The 21928-nt window shown below is 59.8% G+C and carries 23 protein-coding genes; 10 read left to right on the top strand and 13 right to left on the bottom strand.

The features are described 5' to 3' along the window. Nucleotides 1–35 precede the first annotated feature (35 nt). Entirely contained in the window at nt 36–1538 is a 1503-nt protein-coding gene (locus ABL922_RS08120) for a replicative DNA helicase (RefSeq protein ID WP_349023711.1), read from the top strand. Further along, nucleotides 1535–1993, top strand: a complete 459-nt coding sequence (locus ABL922_RS08115; protein ID WP_349023710.1) for a DUF3224 domain-containing protein — start codon at nt 1535–1537, stop codon at nt 1991–1993. The genes ABL922_RS08120 and ABL922_RS08115 overlap by 4 nt, the downstream gene beginning before the upstream one ends. A 169-nt stretch (nt 1994–2162) precedes the next feature. On the opposite strand, the gene ubiG is transcribed toward ABL922_RS08115, so the two are convergent. Next, complete coding sequence (ubiG, locus tag ABL922_RS08110; RefSeq protein ID WP_349023709.1) at nt 2163–2909, bottom strand: bifunctional 2-polyprenyl-6-hydroxyphenol methylase/3-demethylubiquinol 3-O-methyltransferase UbiG; 747 nt, start codon at nt 2907–2909, stop codon at nt 2163–2165. A gap of 56 nt (nt 2910–2965) precedes the next feature. Here ubiG and ABL922_RS08105 point away from each other — a divergent pair, with 56 nt between their 5' ends. The 5 genes from ABL922_RS08105 (at nt 2966) to ABL922_RS08085 (ending at nt 7842) form a co-directional block, all read left to right on the top strand. After that, nucleotides 2966–4222: an aspartate kinase gene (locus ABL922_RS08105; protein ID WP_349023708.1), complete on the top strand. Its 1257-nt coding sequence runs from the start codon at nt 2966–2968 to the stop codon at nt 4220–4222. Nucleotide 4223: 1 nt separating this feature from the next. Then, the gene (locus tag ABL922_RS08100) at nt 4224–4556 is read left to right on the top strand and encodes a TonB family protein (RefSeq protein WP_349023707.1); all 333 of its coding nucleotides are present in this window, start codon (nt 4224–4226) and stop codon (nt 4554–4556) included. 130 nt (nt 4557–4686) lie between these two features. Continuing rightward, entirely contained in the window at nt 4687–5685 is a 999-nt protein-coding gene (locus ABL922_RS08095) for a nitronate monooxygenase (protein WP_349023706.1), read from the top strand. A 46-nt stretch (nt 5686–5731) separates the two neighbouring features. Continuing rightward, nucleotides 5732–6199 (top strand): PH domain-containing protein, encoded by a 468-nt coding sequence (locus ABL922_RS08090; RefSeq protein WP_349023705.1) that lies wholly within the window; start codon nt 5732–5734, stop codon nt 6197–6199. Between the two features lie 47 nt (nt 6200–6246). Then, nucleotides 6247–7842: a PH domain-containing protein gene (locus ABL922_RS08085; RefSeq protein ID WP_349023704.1), complete on the top strand. Its 1596-nt coding sequence runs from the start codon at nt 6247–6249 to the stop codon at nt 7840–7842. On the opposite strand, the gene ABL922_RS08080 is transcribed toward ABL922_RS08085, so the two are convergent. Further along, complete coding sequence (locus tag ABL922_RS08080; protein ID WP_349023703.1) at nt 7826–8992, bottom strand: alkaline phosphatase D family protein; 1167 nt, start codon at nt 8990–8992, stop codon at nt 7826–7828. The genes ABL922_RS08085 and ABL922_RS08080 overlap by 17 nt on opposite strands. A 116-nt stretch (nt 8993–9108) precedes the next feature. On the opposite strand from ABL922_RS08080, the gene ABL922_RS08075 reads away from it, so the two are divergent. Both ABL922_RS08075 and ABL922_RS08070 read left to right on the top strand, forming a co-directional pair. Further along, on the top strand, nt 9109–10866 hold the full coding sequence (locus ABL922_RS08075; protein WP_349023702.1) for a DUF885 domain-containing protein: 1758 nt from the start codon (nt 9109–9111) through the stop codon (nt 10864–10866). A 1-nt stretch (nt 10867) separates the two neighbouring features. Then, the gene (locus ABL922_RS08070) at nt 10868–12133 is read left to right on the top strand and encodes a SulP family inorganic anion transporter (RefSeq protein ID WP_349023701.1); all 1266 of its coding nucleotides are present in this window, start codon (nt 10868–10870) and stop codon (nt 12131–12133) included. Here the strand turns inward: ABL922_RS08070 and ABL922_RS08065 are convergent. Continuing rightward, a complete protein-coding gene (locus tag ABL922_RS08065) occupies nt 12130–13344 on the bottom strand; it encodes a CoA transferase (protein WP_349023700.1) in 1215 nt (404 codons plus the stop codon). The two genes, ABL922_RS08070 and ABL922_RS08065, sit on opposite strands and share 4 nt — an antisense overlap. Nucleotides 13345–13403: 59 nt before the next feature. Here ABL922_RS08065 and ABL922_RS08060 point away from each other — a divergent pair, with 59 nt between their 5' ends. Beyond that, the gene (locus ABL922_RS08060; protein WP_349023699.1) at nt 13404–13823 is read left to right on the top strand and encodes a DUF6491 family protein; all 420 of its coding nucleotides are present in this window, start codon (nt 13404–13406) and stop codon (nt 13821–13823) included. Between the two features lie 41 nt (nt 13824–13864). Here ABL922_RS08060 and pal read toward each other — a convergent pair whose 3' ends face one another. The 10 genes from pal to ABL922_RS08010 all read right to left on the bottom strand — a co-directional run bounded on the left by pal (nt 13865) and on the right by ABL922_RS08010 (nt 21887). Continuing rightward, entirely contained in the window at nt 13865–14395 is a 531-nt protein-coding gene (gene pal / locus ABL922_RS08055) for a peptidoglycan-associated lipoprotein Pal (RefSeq protein ID WP_349023698.1), read from the bottom strand. A gap of 33 nt (nt 14396–14428) precedes the next feature. Further along, entirely contained in the window at nt 14429–15673 is a 1245-nt protein-coding gene (gene tolB, locus ABL922_RS08050) for a Tol-Pal system beta propeller repeat protein TolB (protein ID WP_349023718.1), read from the bottom strand. Nucleotides 15674–15958: 285 nt separating this feature from the next. Further along, entirely contained in the window at nt 15959–16786 is an 828-nt protein-coding gene (locus ABL922_RS08045) for a hypothetical protein (RefSeq protein WP_349023697.1), read from the bottom strand. Nucleotides 16787–16790: 4 nt separating this feature from the next. Next, the gene (gene tolR, locus ABL922_RS08040) at nt 16791–17273 is read right to left on the bottom strand and encodes a protein TolR (protein WP_349023696.1); all 483 of its coding nucleotides are present in this window, start codon (nt 17271–17273) and stop codon (nt 16791–16793) included. 154 nt (nt 17274–17427) lie between these two features. Next, the gene (gene tolQ / locus ABL922_RS08035; protein ID WP_349023695.1) at nt 17428–18120 is read right to left on the bottom strand and encodes a protein TolQ; all 693 of its coding nucleotides are present in this window, start codon (nt 18118–18120) and stop codon (nt 17428–17430) included. A 15-nt stretch (nt 18121–18135) separates the two neighbouring features. Beyond that, nucleotides 18136–18588, bottom strand: coding sequence for a YbgC/FadM family acyl-CoA thioesterase (locus ABL922_RS08030; RefSeq protein ID WP_349023694.1), 453 nt, complete (start codon nt 18586–18588; stop codon nt 18136–18138). 236 nt (nt 18589–18824) lie between these two features. Further along, on the bottom strand, nt 18825–19847 hold the full coding sequence (gene ruvB, locus ABL922_RS08025; protein ID WP_349023693.1) for a Holliday junction branch migration DNA helicase RuvB: 1023 nt from the start codon (nt 19845–19847) through the stop codon (nt 18825–18827). Continuing rightward, nucleotides 19844–20452 (bottom strand): Holliday junction branch migration protein RuvA, encoded by a 609-nt coding sequence (gene ruvA / locus ABL922_RS08020; RefSeq protein ID WP_349023692.1) that lies wholly within the window; start codon nt 20450–20452, stop codon nt 19844–19846. The genes ruvB and ruvA overlap by 4 nt, the downstream gene beginning before the upstream one ends. Nucleotides 20453–20676: 224 nt before the next feature. Beyond that, nucleotides 20677–21144: a crossover junction endodeoxyribonuclease RuvC gene (gene ruvC, locus ABL922_RS08015; RefSeq protein ID WP_349023691.1), complete on the bottom strand. Its 468-nt coding sequence runs from the start codon at nt 21142–21144 to the stop codon at nt 20677–20679. After that, a complete protein-coding gene (locus ABL922_RS08010) occupies nt 21144–21887 on the bottom strand; it encodes a YebC/PmpR family DNA-binding transcriptional regulator (RefSeq protein ID WP_349023690.1) in 744 nt (247 codons plus the stop codon). Before ABL922_RS08010 ends, ruvC begins: the two co-directional genes overlap by 1 nt. Nucleotides 21888–21928: the final 41 nt, after the last annotated feature.

Genomic DNA, 21928 nt, shown 5'->3' with positions numbered 1-21928 from the left:
TTGCGCCTGCCCATCTGATAAACGATAGCACGCACATGGCCGAACCGATCCGCCTTGCCGCCGTGAATGATGGCGAAGAACAACGCCTGCCGCGCAATGTCGAGGCGGAGGCGGCGTTTCTCGGCGCGCTGATGATCGACAATCGCATCGTCGAGGATGTCTCGATCAAGCTGCGCCCCGAACATTTCTTTGAACCGCTGCATGGCCGAATTTTCGACCAGATATTGCGTCTGATCGACCGCAACATGCTGGTGACGCCGGTGACGCTGAAGCCGCTGTTCGAAAGCGACCCGACGATGCAGGAGCTGGGCGGCCCCGGCTATCTGGTTAAGCTGACCGCCGATGGTTCGGGCCTGATCGGCGCGCGCGATTTTGCCCAGCAGATTTACGACCTCGCCCTGCTGCGCGAACTGGTAAGCGTCGGGCGCGGGCTGGTCGAAGGCGCACTCGACACCAGCGACGCGGTTGACCCCAAGCTGCAGATCGAACAGGCCGAGGCACAGCTTTACAAGGTGGCCGAAGGCGAAGGCGAAACCGGGAGCATGAAAAGCTTCCTCGCGGCGTCGACCGAGGCGATCAAGAATGTTGAAAAGGCTCTCAACAGTGGTGGCCACTTGTCTGGCGTCACCACCGGGCTCGACAGCATCAATTCGAAATGCGGCGGCCTGCACAATTCGGATCTTATTATCCTTGCCGGACGCCCGGGCATGGGCAAGACCTCGCTTGCCACCAATATAGCCTTTAACGCCGCGCAACGCTGGTTGCGCGACCGTGAGGATGGGATAGACGAGGCCAAGAGTGTCGGTGCCAAGACCGCCTTTTTCAGCCTCGAAATGTCGGCAGATCAGCTGGCGACACGTATCCTTGCCGAGCAATCGGGCATCAGTTCCGAAGCGCTGCGTATGGGCAAGATCAGCCGCGACGATTTCCGTGAACTCTCCCGCGCCAGTCGCGAGTTGCAGGAACTGCCGCTCTACATCGATGATACACCCGCGCTCTCCATCGCCGGCCTGCGCACCCGTGCGCGTCGGTTGCAGCGTAAACATGGCATCGGCCTGATCGTGATCGACTATCTGCAGCTGCTGCAGGGCTCGTCGCGCAGCAGCGACAACCGTGTCAACGAAATCTCCGAAATCTCGCGCGGATTGAAGACGCTGGCGAAGGAATTGCAGGTGCCGGTGATCGCACTGTCGCAGCTGAGCCGTGCGGTCGAGCAGCGCGAAGACAAGCGCCCGCAGCTGTCGGACCTGCGCGAATCGGGCTCGATCGAACAAGACGCCGACATGGTGTGGTTTGTCTTTCGCGAGGATTATTATGTCGCCGCGCGCGAGCCCAAGCATGGCAGCGACGGCGATGTGAAGGCGACCGAAGAATATGAAAAATGGCGCCAGGAAATGGAACGCGTCTTCGGAACCGCTGAATTGATCGTCGCGAAACAACGCCACGGCTCAACCGGCAAGGTTCGGATGAAGTTTGAAGCCAAGATCACCCGGTTCAGCGATTTGGCCGATGACAGCTACGATCAGGGCTATGAATGAAGGCGCTGTTCGCCGCCTTTGGCCTGATTCTGGCGACATCCGCCACCGCAGAATCGATCAAGGAGCCTTTCATGTTGCATGCCACCGGTGAGTTCGAAGTCTCGCTGAAACCCGTATCTGCGGCGGATGAAGCGCCCATGCGCATGTCGATCGACAAGCAATTCCACGGCGATCTGGAAGCGACGAGCGTCGGCCAGATGATGGCGGGTGGAAACGAGGCCAATGGCGCGCGGGTCTATGTTGCGCTGGAAACCGTCACCGGCACGCTCAAAGGACGGCAGGGCAGCTTCATCCTCGCACATCGCGGAACCATGTCAGCAAACGGTCAGGCGTTGTCGGTGATTATCGTTCCCGATTCCGGCACTGACCAGCTGAAAGGCTTCGCTGGATCCCTCGATATCGACATTCGCGAGGGCAAGCATTTCTATACGATCGACTATACGCGGCCCGAGTAAGAGTGGGCGGATGTGTTGCCAAATCCTCCCCATCGACTTGCGTTGGGGAGGTGGCAGTTGCGCAGCAACTGACGGAGGGGAATTGCATCGATGGTTGGGCGGGCCGACGCCCGCTTCCCCTCCACCACCCTCGGTGGTCCCCCTCCCCATCGCAAGTCGATGGAGAGGATTATTGGAATCTTGCCGCCAAAATATAGTCGAGCGCCTTGTTCGAACTTAGGTGCAGGCCGGATAGTGGTGAAAAGGCGATGCCTTCCATCGCGACAACTTCCAGCCCCGCATCGGTCAGCAATGCCGTCAATTCCTCTGGCGTCAGGAATTTGTCCCAGTCGTGCGTGCCACGCGGCACCTGCCCCAGGCGCTCCGCGGCCTCGACGAGGAACAGCTTGGACGCAGTCGTCCGGTTTGGGGTCGACAGGATCATCAGACCATCGGGTTTCAGGCGGGCTGTCAGTTCACCGACAAATGCGGCGGGGTCTGTGACATGCTCGATCACCTCCATTGAAGTGACGAGATCGAACTGATCCAACTTCTGCGCCGCCAATTCTCCCGCACGATAGTCGATGACAAGCCCCGACTGCGCCGCATGCGCCATCGCCGCTGCGATATTCTCCGCCGCGGCATCGACCCCAGTCACCGCCGCCCCCAGCCTTGCCAATGGCTCGCACAGCAACCCGGCCCCACAGCCAACATCCAGCGCTGCCTTGCCAGCCAATGGTTTCATCGACGTCTCGTCGCACCCAAAATGCATGTCGATCTGTCGGCGAATGAAACCAAGCCGCACTGGATTGAGCTTGTGCAGCATAGCGCTCGAACCCTTCGGGTCCCACCAGTCCGCCGCCAACGCGCCGAAATGCGCGGCCTCATTTGGGTCGATGGTAGTTTTTCTGTTCGCAGCTTGGCTTGCCTTTGTCATATCCTGTCCCTATCAGCGCCGCAGTTTGCAATATAGGCAAAATCGTAAGGGATTACATGGCCCGGATAGTCATGAAATTTGGCGGCACCTCTATGGCGGGGACCGAGCGGATTCGCCGCGTGGCGCAGATCGTGAAGCGTCAGGCGGAGCGTGGCGACGAGGTTGCTGTCGTGGTTTCGGCGATGTCGGGTGAGACCGACCGGCTTGTCGGTTTTTGCCGCGAAGCCAACCCGCTGTATGATCCTGCCGAATATGACGTTGTGGTCGCCTCGGGCGAACAGGTGACATCGGGGCTGTTAGCCATCACCTTGCAGGCACTTGGCTGTAATGCGCGTAGCTGGCTGGGCTGGCAATTGCCGATCCACACCGACGATGCCCATGCCAAGGCGCGCATCGGCACGATCGACAGCGAAGCGCTGCTAGCCTCTATGGCAGAGGGCACGATCGCGGTTATCCCCGGCTTTCAGGGGCTGACCGATGACAACCGCATCACCACACTCGGCCGTGGCGGATCGGATACGTCGGCTGTTGCGGTTGCCGCCGCGATCAAGGCGGATCGTTGCGACATCTATACCGATGTCGACGGTGTCTATACCACCGACCCGCGCATCGTCAGCCGCGCCCGCAAGCTGAAGGCAGTGACCTACGAAGAAATGCTCGAGCTGGCTTCGGTCGGCTCCAAAGTGTTGCAGACCCGCTCGGTCGGTCTTGCGATGAAGGAAGGCGTGCGCGTGCAGGTGCTCAGCTCCTTCATCGACGAAAATGCCCCCAGCGCAGATACCATCCCCGGCACGATGATTGTGACCGACGAAGAACTGGAGAACGCCCAAGTGGAACGCCAACTGATCACGGGTATCGCCGCCGACAAGAATGAGGCGAAGATCACTTTGACCCGCGTGCCCGACCGCCCGGGTGCAGTGAGCCACATCTTCGCACCACTCGCGGAATCGAACATCAATGTCGACATGATCATCCAGAATGTCGGCCGCGACAAGGGCGAGACCGACGTGACCTTCACGGTGCCGCAGGCTGACCTCGCCCGTGCCATCGACGTGTTGCAGAACCAGCGCGAAGCCATCGGCTATAACCGCCTGATCCCCGACACCAAGGTCGCCAAAATCTCGGTCGTCGGCGTCGGCATGAAGAGCCATGCGGGCGTGGCTTCAACGATGTTCACCGCGCTCGCCGACCGCAAGATCAACATCCAGGCGATCTCGACCAGCGAGATCAAGGTTTCGGTGCTGATTGATGAGGATGAGACCGAATTGGCCGTCCGCGTGCTGCACACGGCTTATGGGTTGGATGGGGAGTGAAATGGTTTCAGCCATTTCAATATTATTACTTGCAGCCGAGTTGACCGGTGCCGCTGCTGACAGCGAGTACAACAAAGATAATCCAGACCCAATCATTGCAGAAATCGAAAAGGTCGGAAGTGAAAGCAAGACAGTTGTCGATCTATCGATTGATGCAGCAGGCCATGTCGCCCGTTGCATGGTCATTGAATCCAGCGGATCAGAATATCTTGATCAAGCCGCCTGCAAGACCTTTTCCGAAAAAGCAAAATTCGCGCCCAAACTCGATCCTGTCACGCAAAAACCAGTTGGATATCTATATCGTAGCCGAATTATATGGCGGCTTGAGGAATGATCAGACTCACGACTTAGTTTATGGTCAACGCCGCCGACGCAAGAGTCCAAAACCGGAATCTCATATTTTGACAACAGGTGCAGGATTACCGACTTCGCGGGAATGCTGAAAAGTGTATAGGAAGTCGTTTATGTCCAAACTCGCCCACCTCATGCATCGCGGCACCGAATTTCTTGGCTGCGAGGTCGCCATCATGTGCGGCGCAATGTCGTGGGTTTCGGAGCGTAATCTGGTTTCGGCGATCTCCAATGCGGGCGGGTTCGGGGTGATTGCTTGCGGCGCAATGACGCCCGAATTGCTCGATGCCGAGATTACTGCGACGCAGGCGCTGACCACCAAACCCTTTGGCGTGAACCTGATCACCATGCACCCGCAGATCATGGAGTTGATCGCGGTCTGCGCTAAACATCAGGTCAGCCATATCGTGCTGGCAGGCGGGTTACCGCCCAAGGGCAGCATCGAGGCGATCAAGGAGGCGGGCGCGAAGGTGCTGTGCTTTGCCCCTGCCCTCACGCTTGCCAAGAAATTTGCCCGTTCGGGCGTCGATGCGCTGATTATCGAGGGCAGCGAGGCAGGCGGGCATATTGGCCCGGTGGCGACCAGCGTGCTGGCGCAAGAAATCTTGCCCGAACTGGGTGAGCAACTGCCGATTTTCGTCGCGGGCGGGATTGCGCGTGGCGGTTTGATCGCGAGCTATCTCGAAATGGGTGCGGCTGGCGTGCAACTAGGCACCCGTTTCGTCTGCGCGCATGAAAGCATCGCGCACCCCAATTTCAAGCAGGCCTTCCTGCGCGCCAATGCCCGTGATGCCGTGGCGAGCGTGCAGATCGACCCGCGCCTGCCGGTGATCCCGGTCCGCGCGCTGAAAAACAAGGGCACCGAGGAATTCACCAAGAAACAGATCGAGGTTGCGGCCAAGCTTGATGCGGGCGAGCTGGACATGGAAGCCGCTCAGTTGGAAATCGAGAAATATTGGGCAGGCGCGCTGCGCCGTGCGGTGATCGACGGCGATGTCGAATATGGTTCTGTGATGGCGGGCCAATCGGTCGGCATGGTGCATGTCGAACGCCCGGTGGTCGACATCATCGCTAAGCTGGTACGCGAGGCCGAAGAGGCGTTGGCGCGGTAAGACAAACTGTCTTGCCAAAGCAACACAGCAGCCGCATATCTTGCGGATGGAAGATACCGACCAGCTAAAGCCGCTCGATCCCGCATATGTGACGGTGATGCGCATCGGGGCGGCGATTTTTGCCGCGATACCGCTGATCGGCGCGCTGGTGCTTGAAACAGCACAACTGACCGCGACCGGTATGTTCATCATCCCTATTGCCTTGCTCGCGGCTTGGTTAGTCCTTGTCGTCCCCGGAAGGCGATTTGCCCGATGGCATTATGCGTTGGGGGCGGACCGGCTGCGGATCGTGCGCGGATATCTGTTTTACAGCGATACCGTGGTCCCGCTGGGGCGCATCCAGCATATCGACGTCCATCAGGGTCCGATCATGCGTCGCTATGGCCTGGCGACGCTGACGGTGCACACAGCGGGTAACCACAATGCCTCGGTCAGTCTGCCCGGACTGCGCCATGAAGACGCGGTTGAAATGCGCGAGACGATCCGCGAATATATCAAGGCGGCGCAGGGTTGAGCGGGAACGACGAAATATCTTCCTCCCGCCTGCGGGGAGCCGAAGGCGTGGCGCAGACACAGCTGTTAGGGGAGGGACCGAGCGAAAAAGGCGCGGCGACTACACACGCCCTCCCCCAGCCCCTCCCGCAGGCGGGAGGGGAGCAGCATGAAGGTCAGCGGTTGCATCCACTGGGCCTGATCGTCCATTTCATCACTGGGCTGCCGCAACTGATTTTTCCGTCCGCAGCAGCCATGTTTGGCGTGCGTGGGGCCGACGCAGGTTTGGGTGCTTTGACCGTTTTTGCCATTGTCCTGTTTGTCAGCCTGTTCTTCCGCTGGCTCGCCTGGCTGCGCACCCATTATCATATCGGCGAAGACGATATCCGCATCGAGCGCGGCATTTTGAGCCGCTCGGCACGTTCAATCCCCTATGACCGCATCCAGGATGTCAGCGTCGAACAGAAACCGTTCGCACGGCTTCTTGGCATCGGCGAGGTCAAGTTTGAAACCGGCGGTGGCAAAGGCGAGGACGCCAAGCTGAGCTATGTTTCGCTCGAAGAAGCCGAGCGGCTGCGCGAAACGGTGCGCGCGCGCAGGGCTGGTCATATCGCGCATGAAGCCCGTGCAGAAGAGCTGGCAGAGGGCGTAGCCTCCTCCCCCGTCTTCGCAATGGACACAAAACGCCTCGTCATCCTTGGCATCTATTCGTTCAGCCTCGTCATCTTCGCTGTGCTGGGCGGTGTAGCGCAACAGTTTGATTTTCTGATCGATTTCGACTGGTGGGATTTCAAACAATGGATCGGCATTGCCGAAGAGAGAGGCGTCGACATCACGCATATCAACCGGAGCGTACAGATAGGCGGTGCGATCATCGCGCTGGTGGCGTTAACCGCGATGGGCTTTGCCACCGGCATCGTGCGCACCTTCCTGAAGGAATATGGCTTCCGCCTGGACCGCACCGCGAAGGGGTTTCGTCGTCGCCGGGGTTTACTGACTTTGACCGATGTTGTGATGCCCGTCGCACGGGTGCAAGCGGCGGTGGTCGAGACCGGCCCGATCCGCAAACGCAGTGGCTGGCACGCGTTGAAATTCGTCAGCCTTGCGCAGGAGAGCAAGGACGAAAGTCACCATATGGTCGCGCCACTTGCGCAGCTCGACGAGATCTGGCCGATCGCGGCAGAGGCAGGCATCAATGCCCCAACCGCCGACACCCTGATGCAGCGCGGCCGCCTCACTTGGTGGTTAGCGGGCATATTGCTGGTGCTGCCGATCGTCTTCGCGGCGATGGCGGCAGTCGTGCTCTTCGCCGATGCATCGCCGACCAAGTCGCTGCTTTTGCTGCTCATCCCCTTCGCGTTGCTGATCGTCGGCGCGATCGAATGGCGGATTTATCGCCACGCCGACGATGGCGCGCAGCTGTATGTAAGGCGCAGATGGTGGCGGCAGCAGTTGACGGTGATGCCACAGGTTCGCGTGCAGAGCGTCGAAATCGCGCAAAGCCCGCTGGCGCGTTTGGCCGGGCTGGTGTCGCTGCGCTTCGGTGTCGCGGGCGGCAAGCTGGAGATGATTGCGCTTTCCCGCGACACCGCCGAAGCCATCCGCGACCGTGTGCTGGCGGTTGCCGCGCCGGTCGATTTTTCGGAGATCAACCGAAGGGGTTGATCACCTGCTCCTCGATCACACTGCCGTCGTCTTTGCGCAGCGACAGCGTCACCTTTTTCGCGTCCCAATCGATATCGATCTGACCAAAATTGGGGATCGACCAAAAGCCGCCTGTGCGCGCCGGATCAGGCTCACGATCGCGACTGTCGCCTTTGCCGAACGACATGTTCAGCGACGAAGATGTGAAATCCCAAAGCGGCTTGGATAGACCGCTTACCTCAGTCTTGTAGAAACCAGCGGAATGGCGGTCACCCGACAGGACCAGCGCGTTGTTCACGCCCTTTTCGGCGAGAAGGCGATACAGCTTTTTGCGCTCGCGCGGGAAATTGGTCCAACCTTCGAAATTGTGCGCGCTGGTGATCACCTGCGTCGAAGACACGATGATCCGCACATCGGCAGGCTTTGACAGTTCGCTCGCCAGCCATTGCCATTGCACCTCACCCAGCAGGGTTGCGTTCTTGTCTTCATTGGGCAGATACCAGCCCAGTGTCGGGCCTGGATCGCGATAGGGCATGCGGACAAGGTCGGAGCGGAAGAAACGTGTATCGAGCAGGATGAACTGCACCCGCTTTCCCTCCGGCCCGACGATGCTGCTTTCATAGACACCGGGGCGCAATTTCACCTCATCGGAGGCGTCCCAATAAGCCTCATAAGCCTTTTCCGCATATTCCTTGAACGCGAAGCTGCCGCCAGCGTCATTGGCGCCGAAATCATGGTCGTCCCATGCCGTCATCATCGGCACCGAGCGGCGGAAACGATCCCATTCCTGCCGCGTGGATAGCTTGCGATAGCTGGCAGTAAGCGTCGGCATATCGGCGCTCCACTGCGATCCGGTATCGCCATAAACATTATCGCCAATCAGCAGGAAGGCCTGCGGCTTCTGCGCGGCAATCACATCCCAAAAGGCCATCGATCGGTTTTCATTCTGGCACGATCCAAAGGTGATGCGGGTCAGGACTGTGTCGCTGCTCAATACAGGGTTCGGTGCCGAGACCGGCAGCTTGGCGGCCAGCCCGGCATAATAGGGCCGCAGTGCTTCCTGCGCCGTTGAGGGTGCAGCGCTGGCAGATACGTCCTTAGCCGGGCCGGTCGCACATCCCACGAGGGATAGCGCTACTGCGGTTGCCAATATCCCGTGACCAATACGCATCGCTTTTCCCTCTTGATGTTGCAGTCGTTCATGCGCTGCCAGCATATGATGTCAAGCCTGTGACATTGTGCAGGCCGTTGCGGCCCGCTACAAGCAATGAAAATCAGGAGATATTCATGCGCCAAGTCCTGTTCGCCACGCTGCTGTTGAGCGCGGTAATGCCAGCCCATGCCGATGACGGAGCCAAAGTGAAAGCCCTTGTCGACGAATATTGGGCGATGGTGATGAAGGAATCCCCGATCTATGCCAGTTCGCTGGGTATAGACAATTATGCGACCGAAGTGGGCGACTACAGTCTCGCCGGTCGTGACCGTTACGCAAATGCCAGCGCCGCGATCCTCAAAAAAGTCGAAAAGATTGACGCGAGCCAGCTGACCTCCACCGGCAAGATCGAATATGGCATCCTCAAACGCACACTCGAAGAAAATGTCGAGGCAAACCGCTATGGCCAGCGCAGCATCAATTTTTCCACCTATTCAGGCTGGCACCAAAGCTTTGCCGGAATGGCGGACAACCTGCCCTTTCGCAACAAAGCCGATTATGAAAGCTATAACGCCCGCCTGAAGCAATATGGCACGGTCAATGACCAATCGCTGGCGGTCGCGAACGAGGCGCTGAAGGGCAAATATGTGCTGCCCTGTGTGGTGTTGAACGGTTATGAAAAAGGCATAAAAGGCCTGATTGTCGCAGACGCGGATATCCGCCAATCGCGTTATATGAGCCCCTATCATCGCCGTCGGCCCGAAAGCATGAGCGAGACCGAATTCAACAGTCTTGCCACCGAAGCAGGCGCAACCATCGCGACGTTCATCCACCCTGCGCTGCAAAAACATCTCGATTGGTTTGCGAAAAGCTACAAGCCCAATTGCGCAAAGGCCCCGGGCGTCTCGGCACAGCCGGGCGGCATGGATTATTATAATTTCCGCATCCGGCAGGAAACGACCACCAACCTGAATGCCGAGCAGATCCACCAACTGGGCCTGAAAGAGGTTGCCCGCATCCGCGCCGAGATGGTCGAGGTGGCGACAAAAGCGGGCTATGAAAGCCGTGAAGCCTTTATCCAGCATCTGCGCACCGATCCGCAATATTATGCGAAGACGCCCGAAGAGCTGATGGAAAAGGTCGCGCGGGTTAACAAAATTATCGACGGCAAAATGCCCGGCCTGTTTCACCTCTTGCCCCGCCTGCCCTATGGCATCAAGGAAATCCCGGCCGAGATCGCCGAGGGCACCACAACCGCTTATTACAATCCCGGTTCGCCCGCGATTGGGGTTGCCGGATTTTACTATGTCAACACCTCCAAACTTGACCAGCGCCCCTTTTGGGAAATCCCTTCGCTGTCGGTGCATGAGGCGGTACCCGGCCACCATCACCAGATCGCTATACAGCAGGAACTGGAGCTTTCGGATTTCCGGAAAAATGGTGTGTTTTTCACCGCTTTCACCGAAGGCTGGGGGCTCTATTCGGAGCGGCTGGGAACCGAAATGGGTCTGTATGATACGCCTGCCAAGGATATGGGGCGGCTGTCCTATGAAATGTGGCGCGCCTGCCGACTGGTCGTCGACACCGGCATCCACGCCAAGGGCTGGAGCAAGGAACAGGCCATCGCCTTCATGACAGATAACAGCGCGCTGTCGGCGGCCAATATTGAGGCCGAGGTCAATCGCTATATCAGCTGGCCCGGGCAGGCGCTGGCCTACAAGATGGGCGAACTCAAAATCCGCGAATTGCGCGAACTGGCGAGTAAAGAGCTGGGAAGCAAATTCGATCTGGCATCGTTTCACGATACCGTACTCGGGCAAGGATCGGTGCCGTTGAATGTGCTTGAGGATATGGTGAAGGATTGGATCGCGGCTGAAAAAGCCAAAGCCTGAAATGCGTCAGCCCAAGATTTTCACCACCATAAGCGACTATAGCTGGTCGCTGTTCCGGCAGGATGCGCTGGCTGGGCTAACCGTGGCATTAGTCGCTTTGCCGCTGAGTATCGCGATTGCCATCGCCTCGGGTGCGACACCTGCGCAGGGGCTGGTCACCGCGATCATCGGCGGTTTTGTAATCTCGCTGACCAGCGGCAGCAAGGTGCAGATTGGCGGGCCGACCGGGGCTTTCATCGTCGTCGTCTATTCGGTGATCGCCGATCATGGCTATGACGGGTTGGTGCTGGCGACGCTGATGGCAGGGGCAATTTTGCTGGTCGCGGGTTTCTTCCGTGCCGGGCGGCTCATCGCTTTGGTGCCCGAACCCGTCATCAACGGCTTCACCGTCGGCATCGCGATCATCATCGCCACCAGTCAGTTGAAGGACTTTCTGGGGCTGAAGATTGCGAACCTGCCCGCGGAATTTCTGCCAAAGATAGCGGTACTCGCAGGGGAGCTGCCCAACAGCAGCCTTTATGCGATGGGTGTCGCCCTGCTCGCGCTGGTGCTGATGGTGGTGTTGCGCCGCTGGGCTCCCCGTTCGCCGAGCTTGGTCATTGGCGTTGCCGCTGGTTCCATCATCGCCGCCATGGCAGCTTTGCCAATCGATACGATTGCCTCGCGCTTTGGCGAACTGCCCGCCAGCTTGCCGATGCTCGTGCTGCCTGAAATCAGCCTAGCCAAGGTGCGGGAGTTGCTCCCCTCCGCGCTGATAATAGCCTTTCTGGCAGGGGTTGAATCGCTGCTGTCGGCCATTGTCGCCGACCGGATGATCGAGGGCCACCATCGACCCAATGCCGAAATCATGGCGCAAGGCTATGGCAATATCGCCTCCGCACTGTTCGGCGGGATGCCTGTCACAGGGGCCATCGCGCGCACCGCAACCAATGTCCGCGCGGGCGGCATGACGCCGGTTGCAGGACTGGTGCACGCCCTGCTCATCCTCGCCATCATGCTGCTGGCCGCGCGCTGGGCAGGGATGCTCGCGCTGCCAGCGCTCGCCGCCGTGCTGATGCTGACGGCTTGGAATATGAGCGAGCCCGACAAATGGCGCGAATATCTGCACCTGCCGCTTGCCGACAGAGGGCTGTTCCTCATGACACTGATCCTGACGGTTATCACCGACCTGACCATCGCTATCGGCGTTGGTGTTGCGGCGGGGCTCGCACTGCGCCTGCTTGAAAAGAGCAAGGACGACAGCGGCTGGACACCGCGCGACCGTTAGTCGGAACTGCCCAATATTTCGTCCCTATCCGCATCCAGACTAGGCGGGTCAGCAAAGATCGAGGCGGGCGTTGAGGCATAATGCACCGGATGCCGCATCGAGCGATATGTGTATCCCGCCTTCGCCTCGCGCTCCTCAAAGAAATCAACCGCTTTCAGATGTGGATCGTCGAAAACATCGGCCATGCGGTTATATTTCATCGCCGGGATATTATTGGCGTCGAGCAGTTCGACCCATTCGTCGGTCGTCTTGGTCGCGGTGGATTCCTCGATCGTAGCATATAGCTCGGTCGTGTTTTCCAGCCGTGCCTTATAGGTCGAAAAGCGCGGGTCCTGAAACACGCCTGGACGCCCCGCGAGCTCGAAGAATTTTTCCCATTGTCCGTCGGCATAGGGCACGATGGCGATGTAGCCGTCTTTCGTCGGATAGGGCCGCCGACGCGGGTTGATTGATCGGGTATAGGCATATTTGCCGTTACCGGGCGGGTAGGTGTTCCCCCACAGATTTTCGACCATGTGGAACCAGGTGAAGCATTCGAACATCGGCACCTGCACAAACTGTCCGCCAAGGCCGTTAGCCCGCCCCAGCAGCGCCGCGAGCACCGCATTGGCAGCAAACATGCCGCTGACCTTGTCGGCAACCAGCGAGGGCGCATATTGCGGACGCCCCTTGTCGCGCATCTCGAACAGTGCGGCAAAGCCTGACGCTGCCTGGATCAGATCGTCATAGGCTTGCCGTTTGGCATACGGTCCCTCTGCGCCATAACCCGCGCAATGGACATAGACGATATCGGGATTGGCCGCCTTCACATCCTCATAGCCAAGGCCGAGCCGCTCCATCCCCGCCATACGGACGTTGTGGAAGAAAACGTCTGCCTCTTTGGCCAGTTCGAGGATAACCGCCTTGTCTTCGGGGTTTGCGGCATCAAGCGCGATCGACTTCTTGTTGCGGTTGAGGCTGGCATAAATGGGGCCGAGGTCACCCGTCGGATTGTCACCCGCCTTGCGCATGATATCGCCGCCGCCTTGGGCATTTTCGATCTTGATAACTTCGGCACCCAGATCGGCCAATTGTACCGTGGCAAAGGGGCCAAGCACCACCGACGACATATCAAGCACCTTGACGCCCTGCAGTGGTCCTGTCCGTTCCCCATCCCATTCCAGTTTCGGCCAGCCGCCCACAATATTCTCCTCCGATGAATAGTCGTTCATCCTCCGATAATCGGCTATGCACTAATGTCGATACGGCAAATCAGTTATGGAGAAAGAACATGCTGCGCAAAGGGATGGTTTTCGCACTAACAGCGTCGATCGCATTGGCGGGATGCGCTTATGGTGACGCCGATACGGCGCCCGCACCGATCCGTGACAAGGAAGCCAAAATCCTTGCCAAGGAGCTGAAGGGCAAGGTCGCAGGCGAGCCACGCAATTGCATCAACAGTCGTGGTGTCAATGCGATCCGGATTAGTGACGACACACTGCTGTACCGTGAGTCCGGCCGACTGGTGTACCAAAACAAACTCCGCGGCCCCTGCCCCGGCCTGACACGCGGCGATGACATCATGGTCACCGAAAGCTTTAGCGGGCAATTGTGTAGCGGCGACCTCATCCGTCTGGTCGATCGCACCAGCGGCATTCAGGGCCCAGTCTGCAGCCTTGGGGATTTTGTGCCCTATCGCAAGGCGAAGTGAACAAGCTTCCCCTCCCGGAGGCGGGAGGGGAGTTCATTCAATTATCTGACAATCACCGTCACAGCGCGGCGATTCTGCGCCCACGATTCTTCGTTCGAACCAAGCGCCTGCGGGCGTTCTTTGCCATAGCTGACCGTCTGGATGCGCGATGAGTCGACGCCCAGAGAGGCCAGATAGTTTTTCGCTGCATTGGCGCGGCGTTCACCCAAAGCCAGGTTATAGTCGCGTGTGCCGCGTTCGTCGGCGTGGCCTTCCAGTGTCACCCGCGCATTGGGATAGCGGGCAAGCCACTGCGCCTGCGTCTGCAACACGGCCTGATCGGCGGTATCGACATTGAAGCGGTCGGTATCGAAAAGGATCCGGTCGCCCATCTGGCCGACGCTGGCGATGAAATCTTCCTGGCTGCCGGGGACGATGGTCGGCCCCGACGGCGTGGTGGTGTCGGTCTGGTTCCCATAACCAGTGTTGTCGGCAACGGGTGGCAGATCCTTGACCTCTTTCTTGCCGCATGCGGCGAGCGCGGTGCTGGCGATCAGCAACAGTGCGAAAGTGCGTGCCTTGTTCATTTTCATCTTCATTCCTTTCCTACTGCCCCGCAAAATCAATCAAGGTAGCACCGGCCCCCAAGCCGGGTCCGAGCCATCGACCGGGGTCGGCAGCTTGCGTTCGTTGCGGCCCGTCAGGTCCACCTGCCAGACGCTTGTTTTACCATTGTTTCTCTCTGTCCGGAAGAACTGGATGACGCGGCCATTGGGTGCCCAGGTCGGGGCCTCATCCTGCCAGCTGTCGGTCAGCAGGCGCTCGCCCGAACCATCGGGGCGCATCACGCCGACGCGGAAGTCGCCAGCGATGCGGGTATAGGCAATCAGGTCACCGCGCGGGCTCCATTCGGGCGTCGCATAACGACCGCCACCGTGGCTGATGCGGCGCTGGTTCGATCCGTCTGCGTTCATTACGTAGACCTGCTGGCTGCCACCACGATCGCTTTCAAAAACGATCTGCTTGCCGTCGGGGGAGAAGCTGCCGCCGACATCGATGCCCGGCGCGCTGGTCAGCTTGACCGGCGACCCGCCATTGACCGAAACTTTGTACACATCGGTGTTGCCCGCCACCGCCATAGAATAAAGAATCGTCTGCCCATCTGGCGACCAGCGCGGAGCAAAGGTCGGATTCTTGCTCGCGGTAATCAGCCGCTGCCGCCCGCTGTCGATATCATAGACATAGATGCGCGGGTTGCCGTCCTGATAGCTGAGGTAAAGGATAGACTTGTAGTTGGGCGAGAAACGCGGGGTCAACGCGGTTGACTGGCCATTGGTGATGAAGCGGTGGTTCGCGCCATCCGAATCCATGATTGCCAGCCGCTTGACGCGTTTGCCCTTCGGCCCGGTTTCGGCGATGTAGGCGATGCGGCTGTCGAAAAAGGGCAGTTCGCCGGTCAGCTTCGAATAGATCGCATCAGCGCATTTGTGCGCAGCGCGGCGCCATTCGCGTGGGGGGACGACAAAGCCCAAACGGGTGAGTTCCTGCCCGAAATTGACGTCGTAGAGGTAGCAGCCGACGGTCAGATTGCCATCGCCACCGACACGGACAAAGCCCTCGACCAGCTGCTCGACATTGCGGCCTTTCCAATAATCATATTGGGGGGCAGTGACTTCCTCGAGCGTGATCGGGCGGATGCCAGCGGGGCCTTGCGGCTCGAACAGGCCGGAATTGCGCAAATTGGCGGAAATAACCTCGGCAATTTGGCGGCCGAGATTGGCACTGTTGCCTGCAGCGGTATCGGCAGGGTTGGGCGCGACCAAAGCGGGAACGGCGATGCGGCGGACTTTGGCGGTATCAAATTCGACCAGTTCGGGTTCATCCTCTGCGGGCGCTGCGGCCTCCTGCGCAGCGGCAATAGGTGCCAGAGCGACTAGGCCCAGCAAGGCAAGCAACACCGAAAAAGTCCATCTAATGAACCCCTCCCCTTCAGGGGAGGGGTTGGAGTGGGGTCTGTCAGGGTAGCGCATTGTCGAAAGACCCCACCCCGCTGCGACTAGGTCCGGCTGCGCCGAACCAAGTCTCGCTGCCCCTCCCCTGAAGAGGAGGGGGGAATTGGATCTTTTCTGCAAGTTCAACATCTCTCTCATTCCCGTTCAACCCGTCGCGCGCAGCCGCATGGCGTGCGTTTTCCAGATGTCATGATAGTCGGGGTCGAGCCCCTTGAAAGGCGATGCCGCACGCACCGCCTGAATTATGCACCGCTTCAACGGCTCGGCCTGCGGACGGTTGTTGTCGTTGATCCCGGTCTGCTTGTCTACGCGGACGTCGGTGACGCGGCCGCTAGGTTCCAGACTCAACGTTACAAACGTCTGTATTGCACCGATATCAACACCCGAAGGGGCACATCGTTCAATCTTGTCGCGGATTTGCGGGCCGAGAGCCAGATTGACCTCGCGCTTCACCTCTGCCCCGGCTTTGCGCGCGACTGTGCCCTGTTTGGGAGAAGTGCCCGTTGTCGGCTTGGGATTGCTGCCCGTGCCCTTCACTGCATCCTCAAAGCTTTTGCTGAACGGCTTCGGAGTCGTTTGCTTGGGCTGGCTGGCCGCTTTGGGTTTGGGCTGCGCTACGGCCTGTTTGGTCAAAGGCTTGGGCGTCGGTTTCGGCGTGGGTTTGGGGGTCGGCTTTTCGATCACCTTGGGCAACGGCTTTTCGGGCGTTTTCTCTACCTTCATAACCGGCGTCGGTTCTGGTTCGGCGGGCGCTGATTCTGCAGCGGATTCGGCAGGGGCGGGCTCCTCCAGCACTGGATCGGGAGCGGTCGAGACATCGGCGACTTCACCGACGAGCGAGACCGAAATCGGTTGTGGCTTGGTGATGCGGTCAGCCGTGAAGAAGGCACCCAGCGCAAAGGCGCCGAGCAACAGCACATGGCCGCCAACGGCGGTGCCCAATCCTATCCTTTCCGCACGGTCCATCGCCATCAGGCTATTCGTCCTCCGATGAACGCTGGGTGACCGGCGCGGCGGCAGCGGTCGTGACAAGGCTGACCGAATTGAGGCCGACACGGTTGAGTTCGCCCATCACCTTCATCATCTCGCCATAGCTGATCGTGGTATCGCCGCGCAGCATGATCTGGCGGGGATTGGCTACGTCCTGCTCGGCTGCAATCGCCTCGAGCTGCGCAGACATTTCACCGGAACTGACCGGTAAGCTGTCGATGAAGACCTGCCCTTCCTTGTCGATCGAAATGTCGAGCGGTTCGTCCTTCTGGTCGAGCGGGTTGGCGCGGCTTTCGGGCAGTTCCACCGGCACGCCCGAGACGAGCAAAGGTGCGGTGACCATGAAGATGATCAACAGCACCAGCATCACATCGACAAAAGGCGTGACGTTGATCTCCGCCATCGGTGCACGGCGACTGCCGCGACGGCCACGGCGCGACGAGCCACCGGAATTGATATTCATCGCCATTATTTTCCCTCCATCGACTTGCGATGGGGAGGGGGACCGCTCGGCGTTAGCCGAGTGGTGGAGTGGATTCCACCGTTGCAGTCCCCTCCGTCAGTTGCTGTGCAACTGCCACCTCCCCATCGCAAGTCGATGGGGAGGAAATGTGAAATGCCTCTCATCCTTCCCGCTCCAGCTCGCGGCTCAACAGGCCGTGGAAGCCGTCGGCAAAGCGGCCCATGCGCGCTTCATATTGGTTCAGGCGGTGTGAGAAGCGGTTGTAGGCAATAACCGCCGGGATGGCAGCGAACAGGCCAATCGCGGTGGCGAATAGCGCTTCGGCGATGCCGGGTGCGACCACCGCAAGCGAGCTGTTCTGTTCGGCGGCAATCGCCGAAAAGCTGCGCATGATGCCCCAGACAGTACCGAACAGCCCCACAAAAGGCGCAACTGCGCCAGTCGTCGCAAGGAAATTCAAACGGTTGGCCAGCTTTTCGCTTTCCGCCGCGATGCTCGAGTCCATTGCGGTGGCGAGGCGTTCGCGCGTGCCCTGTCGGTCGGGGGTTTTCACCGCTGTCGAACGGCGCCATTCGGCGAGGCCTGCGGCAAACACCTTGGCAATCGGTAGATCGGATTTGCCATGCTGCTTGAAATAGCCGTCGACATCCTCGGTGCGCCAGAATTCCCGCTCGAATGCCTCGCTCTGATTGTTGATGCCGCGGATTTTCAGAACGAAGCTGACAATGATCGTCCACACCCAGATGCTGGCAAGCGCAAGGCCGATGATCACGGCTTTCACCACCAGATCGGCGTCGAGAAACAGCTGGATGGGGGAGAAGCTAGCGCCCTGGCTCAGTATCAAAAAATCCATAATCTCTCTTTCTGCTTAGCCGTTGCGCCCTGCCTTGATGCCTTCAAACGCCGCAAGCCATTCGCGTGGTTGGCGGCGCGGGCGGCCCTCTGGCGTCAGGAAGGCGGCGGTGACCTCTGCCTCGGTCAGCACTTGTTCGCCGCGCATGACTCTCTGATGAATGACCACACTGGCACCACGGATTTCCTCAACGGTCGAGACAACCAGCAACGCATCGTCGAAATGGGCGGGGGCGCGATATTTGATGTGGAGGTCGGCGACGGCATAGACGCCCTCTCCGCTTTCATAGGCTTCGCGCTGGCCGATCCCGGCCACGCTCAGCATGTCCGATCGCGCGCGTTCCATGAAGTGCAGATAACGGCTGTGATAGACCACGCCGGAAAAATCGGTGTCCTCAAAATAGACCCGCACCGCGAACAGGTGGCGAGGGCCGTCGAAATGGCCGTGATAAGGTGTTGTCCCGTTCATTGCAGAGCGGCTTAACGCATGGATTCCGCGACAGGAAGGGGGTTATGGGCGTGCGGACTCGGTTGGTCGATGAAATGACTCGGACTGTCCGCTGCGAGCTTAGAACGCCTTGGAGAATATCACGATGCAGGCGAGCGCAGAAACTATCAGGAAACCCATAAAGAGTTTGTTGCGCAGCACTCGACCGAGTGCTCGGCCAAGCGGTTCGTCAACGAAGAACGAAATCAACAAATCGATCATTTATCAAACAACCCGTCCTGCGTCGCAGTCGGCGGTGTGATGCCGAGATGCTTCCACCCCGGTGCGTTGAGCGCGCGGCCCCTTGCCGTACGGGCGATGAGGCCGAGCTGGAGCAGATAGGGTTCAACCACATCTTCGATCGTATCGCGCGGTTCGGATAGCCCCGCCGCCAGCGCCTCGACGCCAACCGGGCCGCCACGATAGATATCGGCGATCATCGTCAGATAACGCCGGTCCATCGCGTCGAGACCGAGATGATCAACCTCAAGACGGTTGAGCGCAGCGTCCGCAATCTTGGCAGTCACGGTCATTTCACCCGCGACATTGGCAAAATCGCGCACCCGGCGCAGCAGGCGCCCGGCGATGCGCGGAGTGCCGCGCGCGCGCTTGGCAATTTCACGCGCCCCATCGGCGGCGATACCCAGATCGAGCAATTTGGCCGCGCGGGTGACAACCAGTTCGAGTTCATCATGATTGTAGAAATTCAATCGCACCGGAATGCCGAAACGGTCGCGGAGCGGCGTGGTCAACAACCCCTGCCGCGTGGTCGCGCCGACCAAGGTAAAGGCCGGCAAATCGATCCGCACCGACCGCGCCGACGGCCCTTCGCCGATCATGATATCGAGCGCACGGTCCTCCATCGCGGGGTAGAGGATTTCCTCGACCACCGGATTCAGGCGGTGGATTTCGTCGATGAAGAGGACGTCGCCTTCCTCCAGATTGGTCAGCAGCGCCGCGAGATCGCCCGACTTGGCGATGACCGGGCCAGATGTTGAGCGGAAGCCGACCCCCATTTCCTTCGCGACAATCTGCGCCAGCGTGGTCTTGCCCAGCCCCGGTGGCCCGAAAAACAGTACATGGTCGAGCGGATCGCCGCGCGACTTGGCGGCCTCGATAAACACTCGCAAATTCTCCCGCGCCGCCTGCTGGCCGATAAATTCGGACAAGGTTTTGGGGCGGAGAGCTGCGTCGATATCCTCGGGCTTGCGCATGGGGGTGAGGTGGGGGTTATCGGTCACTTCGCTGCCCTCTTCAGCGCCAACCTGACCAGCGCGTCGAGCGTCGCCCCATCACCCAATTCCTCCAGCGCCAGCGCCACCGCGCCCTGCGCCTCGCCGGGTTTGAAGCCGAGGCCGGTGAGTGCTGCGACGGCGTCTGCCACATTATTGTTCCCCGCCTTGGCCGCGGCCGCCAGTTTCGCGCCGCCGCCGATTCCTGCCATCGCACCCACCTTGTCGCGCAGTTCGTTGACGATGCGGCTGGCGAGTTTGGGGCCTACGCCGTTCGCACGTGCAACCATCGCGCTGTCGCCATTGGCGATTGCAATGGTCAGGTCATCCGCCTCCAGCGCAGACAGGATCGCCAGCGCCACCTTGGCACCCACGCCTTGCACGCCGATCAGCAGGCGGAACCAGTCGCGTTCCTCGCGTGAGGCAAAGCCGATCAGCCTTTGGTCATTCTCGCTCACCAGCATTTCGGTAAAGACCGTCGCGAAATCGCCCGCACCGCCCAGCACCGCCAGCGTCCGCGCGCTCGCCTGCACCAGATAGCCGACGCCGCCCACGTCGATCACCAGGCTGTCCACGCCCGTTTCGTCGATGCGGCCATAAAGTTTCGCGATCATGACTGCTGGTTAGCGCGGGGGTGCCCCATCGGCAAGCAAAAGAGAACATCGGGGGAACGGGAGCCTACACCTCTCCCATCGGGAGAGGGTTGCGCAGACTTGCAAACTTGTTTGCCAGTCGAAGCTGGGTGAGGGGTTCTGCCCTACCGACAGCGCACAGCCCCTCACCAACTCCGCCTAAGCCTTGCGGCTAAGGCTTCGTATCCTCTCCCACTGGAGAGGAACTAACGAATATGGTGCGCGTGCGTCACGGCCACCGCGAGCGCATCCGCCGCATCCTCGCCCGCCAGTTTCAGCCCGGGCATCAGCACGCGGAGCATTGCGGCGATCTGGTCCTTGTCGGCCTTGCCGGTGCCGACTACCGACTTCTTGACCAGCCGGGCGGCATATTCGGTGACGGGGGTGCGGTTACGCGCGGCTCCCAGTAACACCACGCCACGTGCCTGCCCCAGCTTCAGCGTCGATTGCGGGTTCTTGTTGACGAACACTTCCTCAACCGCAGCACAATCGGGTTTGAAATGCTCGAGGATCACGCGCAATTTCTCGTCAATCGCCACCAACCGGTTGGCGAGCGGCATTTTTGCATCGGTGCTGATCTCGCCATTATCGATATGGCTGAGGCGATTGCCCTCCTTGGCGATGATACCCCAGCCGGTGGTGCCAAGGCCGGGGTCGAGACCGAGAATGATCATCAGCCGAGCTTCGCCATCACCTCGTCAGAGACGTCATAATTGCCCCATACGGTCTGGACGTCGTCGTCATCTTCCAACGCGTCGATCATCTTGAGCAAGGTTGCGGCGTTGGCTTCGTCCACCTCGACCAATATCTGCGGCTTCCAGGCGAGCTTGGCGCTTTCGGCTTCGCCCAGCGTCGCTTCCAAGGCCTTGGAAACTTCGTGCAACGCGTCCATCGCGGTCCAGATGCTGTGCTCTTCGTCACCGCTTTCGACATCTTCAGCGCCAGCCTCCAGCGCCGCCTCGAACACGGCATCGGCATCGCCGACTTTTGCGGGATAGGTGATCAGGCCCATGCGGTCAAAACCGTGGCTCACCGCTCCGCTCGCGCCCAGATTGCCGCCATTCTTGCTGAACGCGGTGCGCACATTGGTTGCGGTGCGGTTGCGGTTATCGGTCAGCGCCTCTACGATCACGGCCACGCCGCCCGGGCCATAGCCTTCATAGCGGATTTCTTCATAATCCTCGCCACCGGCGGCAGCCGCCTTGTCGATCGCGCGCTGGATATTGTCCTTGGGCATCGACTGCGCTTTGGCCGCGTTGACCGCGAGGCGCAGGCGCGGGTTCATGTCCGGATCGGGCATGCCCATCTTGGCCGCCACGGTGATTTCGCGGCTGAGCTTGGAAAACATCGCAGAGCGCTTCTTATCCTGCGCGCCCTTGCGGTGCATGATGTTCTTGAATTTGCTATGGCCTGCCATGGCTCTCTTCTTTTCGGCTGGAATGAAATTGAAGGCGCGCC

It is taken from the genome of Sphingorhabdus sp. (genome assembly GCF_040079335.1).
Lineage (GTDB): Bacteria > Pseudomonadota > Alphaproteobacteria > Sphingomonadales > Sphingomonadaceae > Sphingorhabdus_B.
This window is presented reverse-complemented; position numbering and strand designations above follow the sequence as displayed.

What these genes read in the sequence shown, in the direction of transcription:
- ABL922_RS08120 (WP_349023711.1), top strand. Translation starts at nt 36, where the DNA reads ATGGCCGAACCGATCCGCCTTGCCGCCGTGAATGATGGCGAAGAACAA.
- ABL922_RS08115 (WP_349023710.1), top strand. Translation starts at nt 1,535, where the DNA reads ATGAAGGCGCTGTTCGCCGCCTTTGGCCTGATTCTGGCGACATCCGCC.
- ubiG (WP_349023709.1), bottom strand. Translation starts at nt 2,909, where the DNA reads ATGACAAAGGCAAGCCAAGCTGCGAACAGAAAAACTACCATCGACCCA.
- ABL922_RS08105 (WP_349023708.1), top strand. Translation starts at nt 2,966, where the DNA reads ATGGCCCGGATAGTCATGAAATTTGGCGGCACCTCTATGGCGGGGACC.
- ABL922_RS08100 (WP_349023707.1), top strand. Translation starts at nt 4,224, where the DNA reads ATGGTTTCAGCCATTTCAATATTATTACTTGCAGCCGAGTTGACCGGT.
- ABL922_RS08095 (WP_349023706.1), top strand. Translation starts at nt 4,687, where the DNA reads ATGTCCAAACTCGCCCACCTCATGCATCGCGGCACCGAATTTCTTGGC.
- ABL922_RS08090 (WP_349023705.1), top strand. Translation starts at nt 5,732, where the DNA reads ATGGAAGATACCGACCAGCTAAAGCCGCTCGATCCCGCATATGTGACG.
- ABL922_RS08080 (WP_349023703.1), bottom strand. Translation starts at nt 8,992, where the DNA reads ATGCGTATTGGTCACGGGATATTGGCAACCGCAGTAGCGCTATCCCTC.
- ABL922_RS08075 (WP_349023702.1), top strand. Translation starts at nt 9,109, where the DNA reads ATGCGCCAAGTCCTGTTCGCCACGCTGCTGTTGAGCGCGGTAATGCCA.
- ABL922_RS08070 (WP_349023701.1), top strand. Translation starts at nt 10,868, where the DNA reads ATGCGTCAGCCCAAGATTTTCACCACCATAAGCGACTATAGCTGGTCG.
- ABL922_RS08065 (WP_349023700.1), bottom strand. Translation starts at nt 13,344, where the DNA reads ATGAACGACTATTCATCGGAGGAGAATATTGTGGGCGGCTGGCCGAAA.
- ABL922_RS08060 (WP_349023699.1), top strand. Translation starts at nt 13,404, where the DNA reads ATGCTGCGCAAAGGGATGGTTTTCGCACTAACAGCGTCGATCGCATTG.
- pal (WP_349023698.1), bottom strand. Translation starts at nt 14,395, where the DNA reads ATGAAAATGAACAAGGCACGCACTTTCGCACTGTTGCTGATCGCCAGC.
- ABL922_RS08045 (WP_349023697.1), bottom strand. Translation starts at nt 16,786, where the DNA reads ATGGCGATGGACCGTGCGGAAAGGATAGGATTGGGCACCGCCGTTGGC.
- tolR (WP_349023696.1), bottom strand. Translation starts at nt 17,273, where the DNA reads ATGGCGATGAATATCAATTCCGGTGGCTCGTCGCGCCGTGGCCGTCGC.
- tolQ (WP_349023695.1), bottom strand. Translation starts at nt 18,120, where the DNA reads ATGGATTTTTTGATACTGAGCCAGGGCGCTAGCTTCTCCCCCATCCAG.
- ABL922_RS08030 (WP_349023694.1), bottom strand. Translation starts at nt 18,588, where the DNA reads ATGAACGGGACAACACCTTATCACGGCCATTTCGACGGCCCTCGCCAC.
- ruvA (WP_349023692.1), bottom strand. Translation starts at nt 20,452, where the DNA reads ATGATCGCGAAACTTTATGGCCGCATCGACGAAACGGGCGTGGACAGC.
- ruvC (WP_349023691.1), bottom strand. Translation starts at nt 21,144, where the DNA reads ATGATCATTCTCGGTCTCGACCCCGGCCTTGGCACCACCGGCTGGGGT.
- ABL922_RS08010 (WP_349023690.1), bottom strand. Translation starts at nt 21,887, where the DNA reads ATGGCAGGCCATAGCAAATTCAAGAACATCATGCACCGCAAGGGCGCG.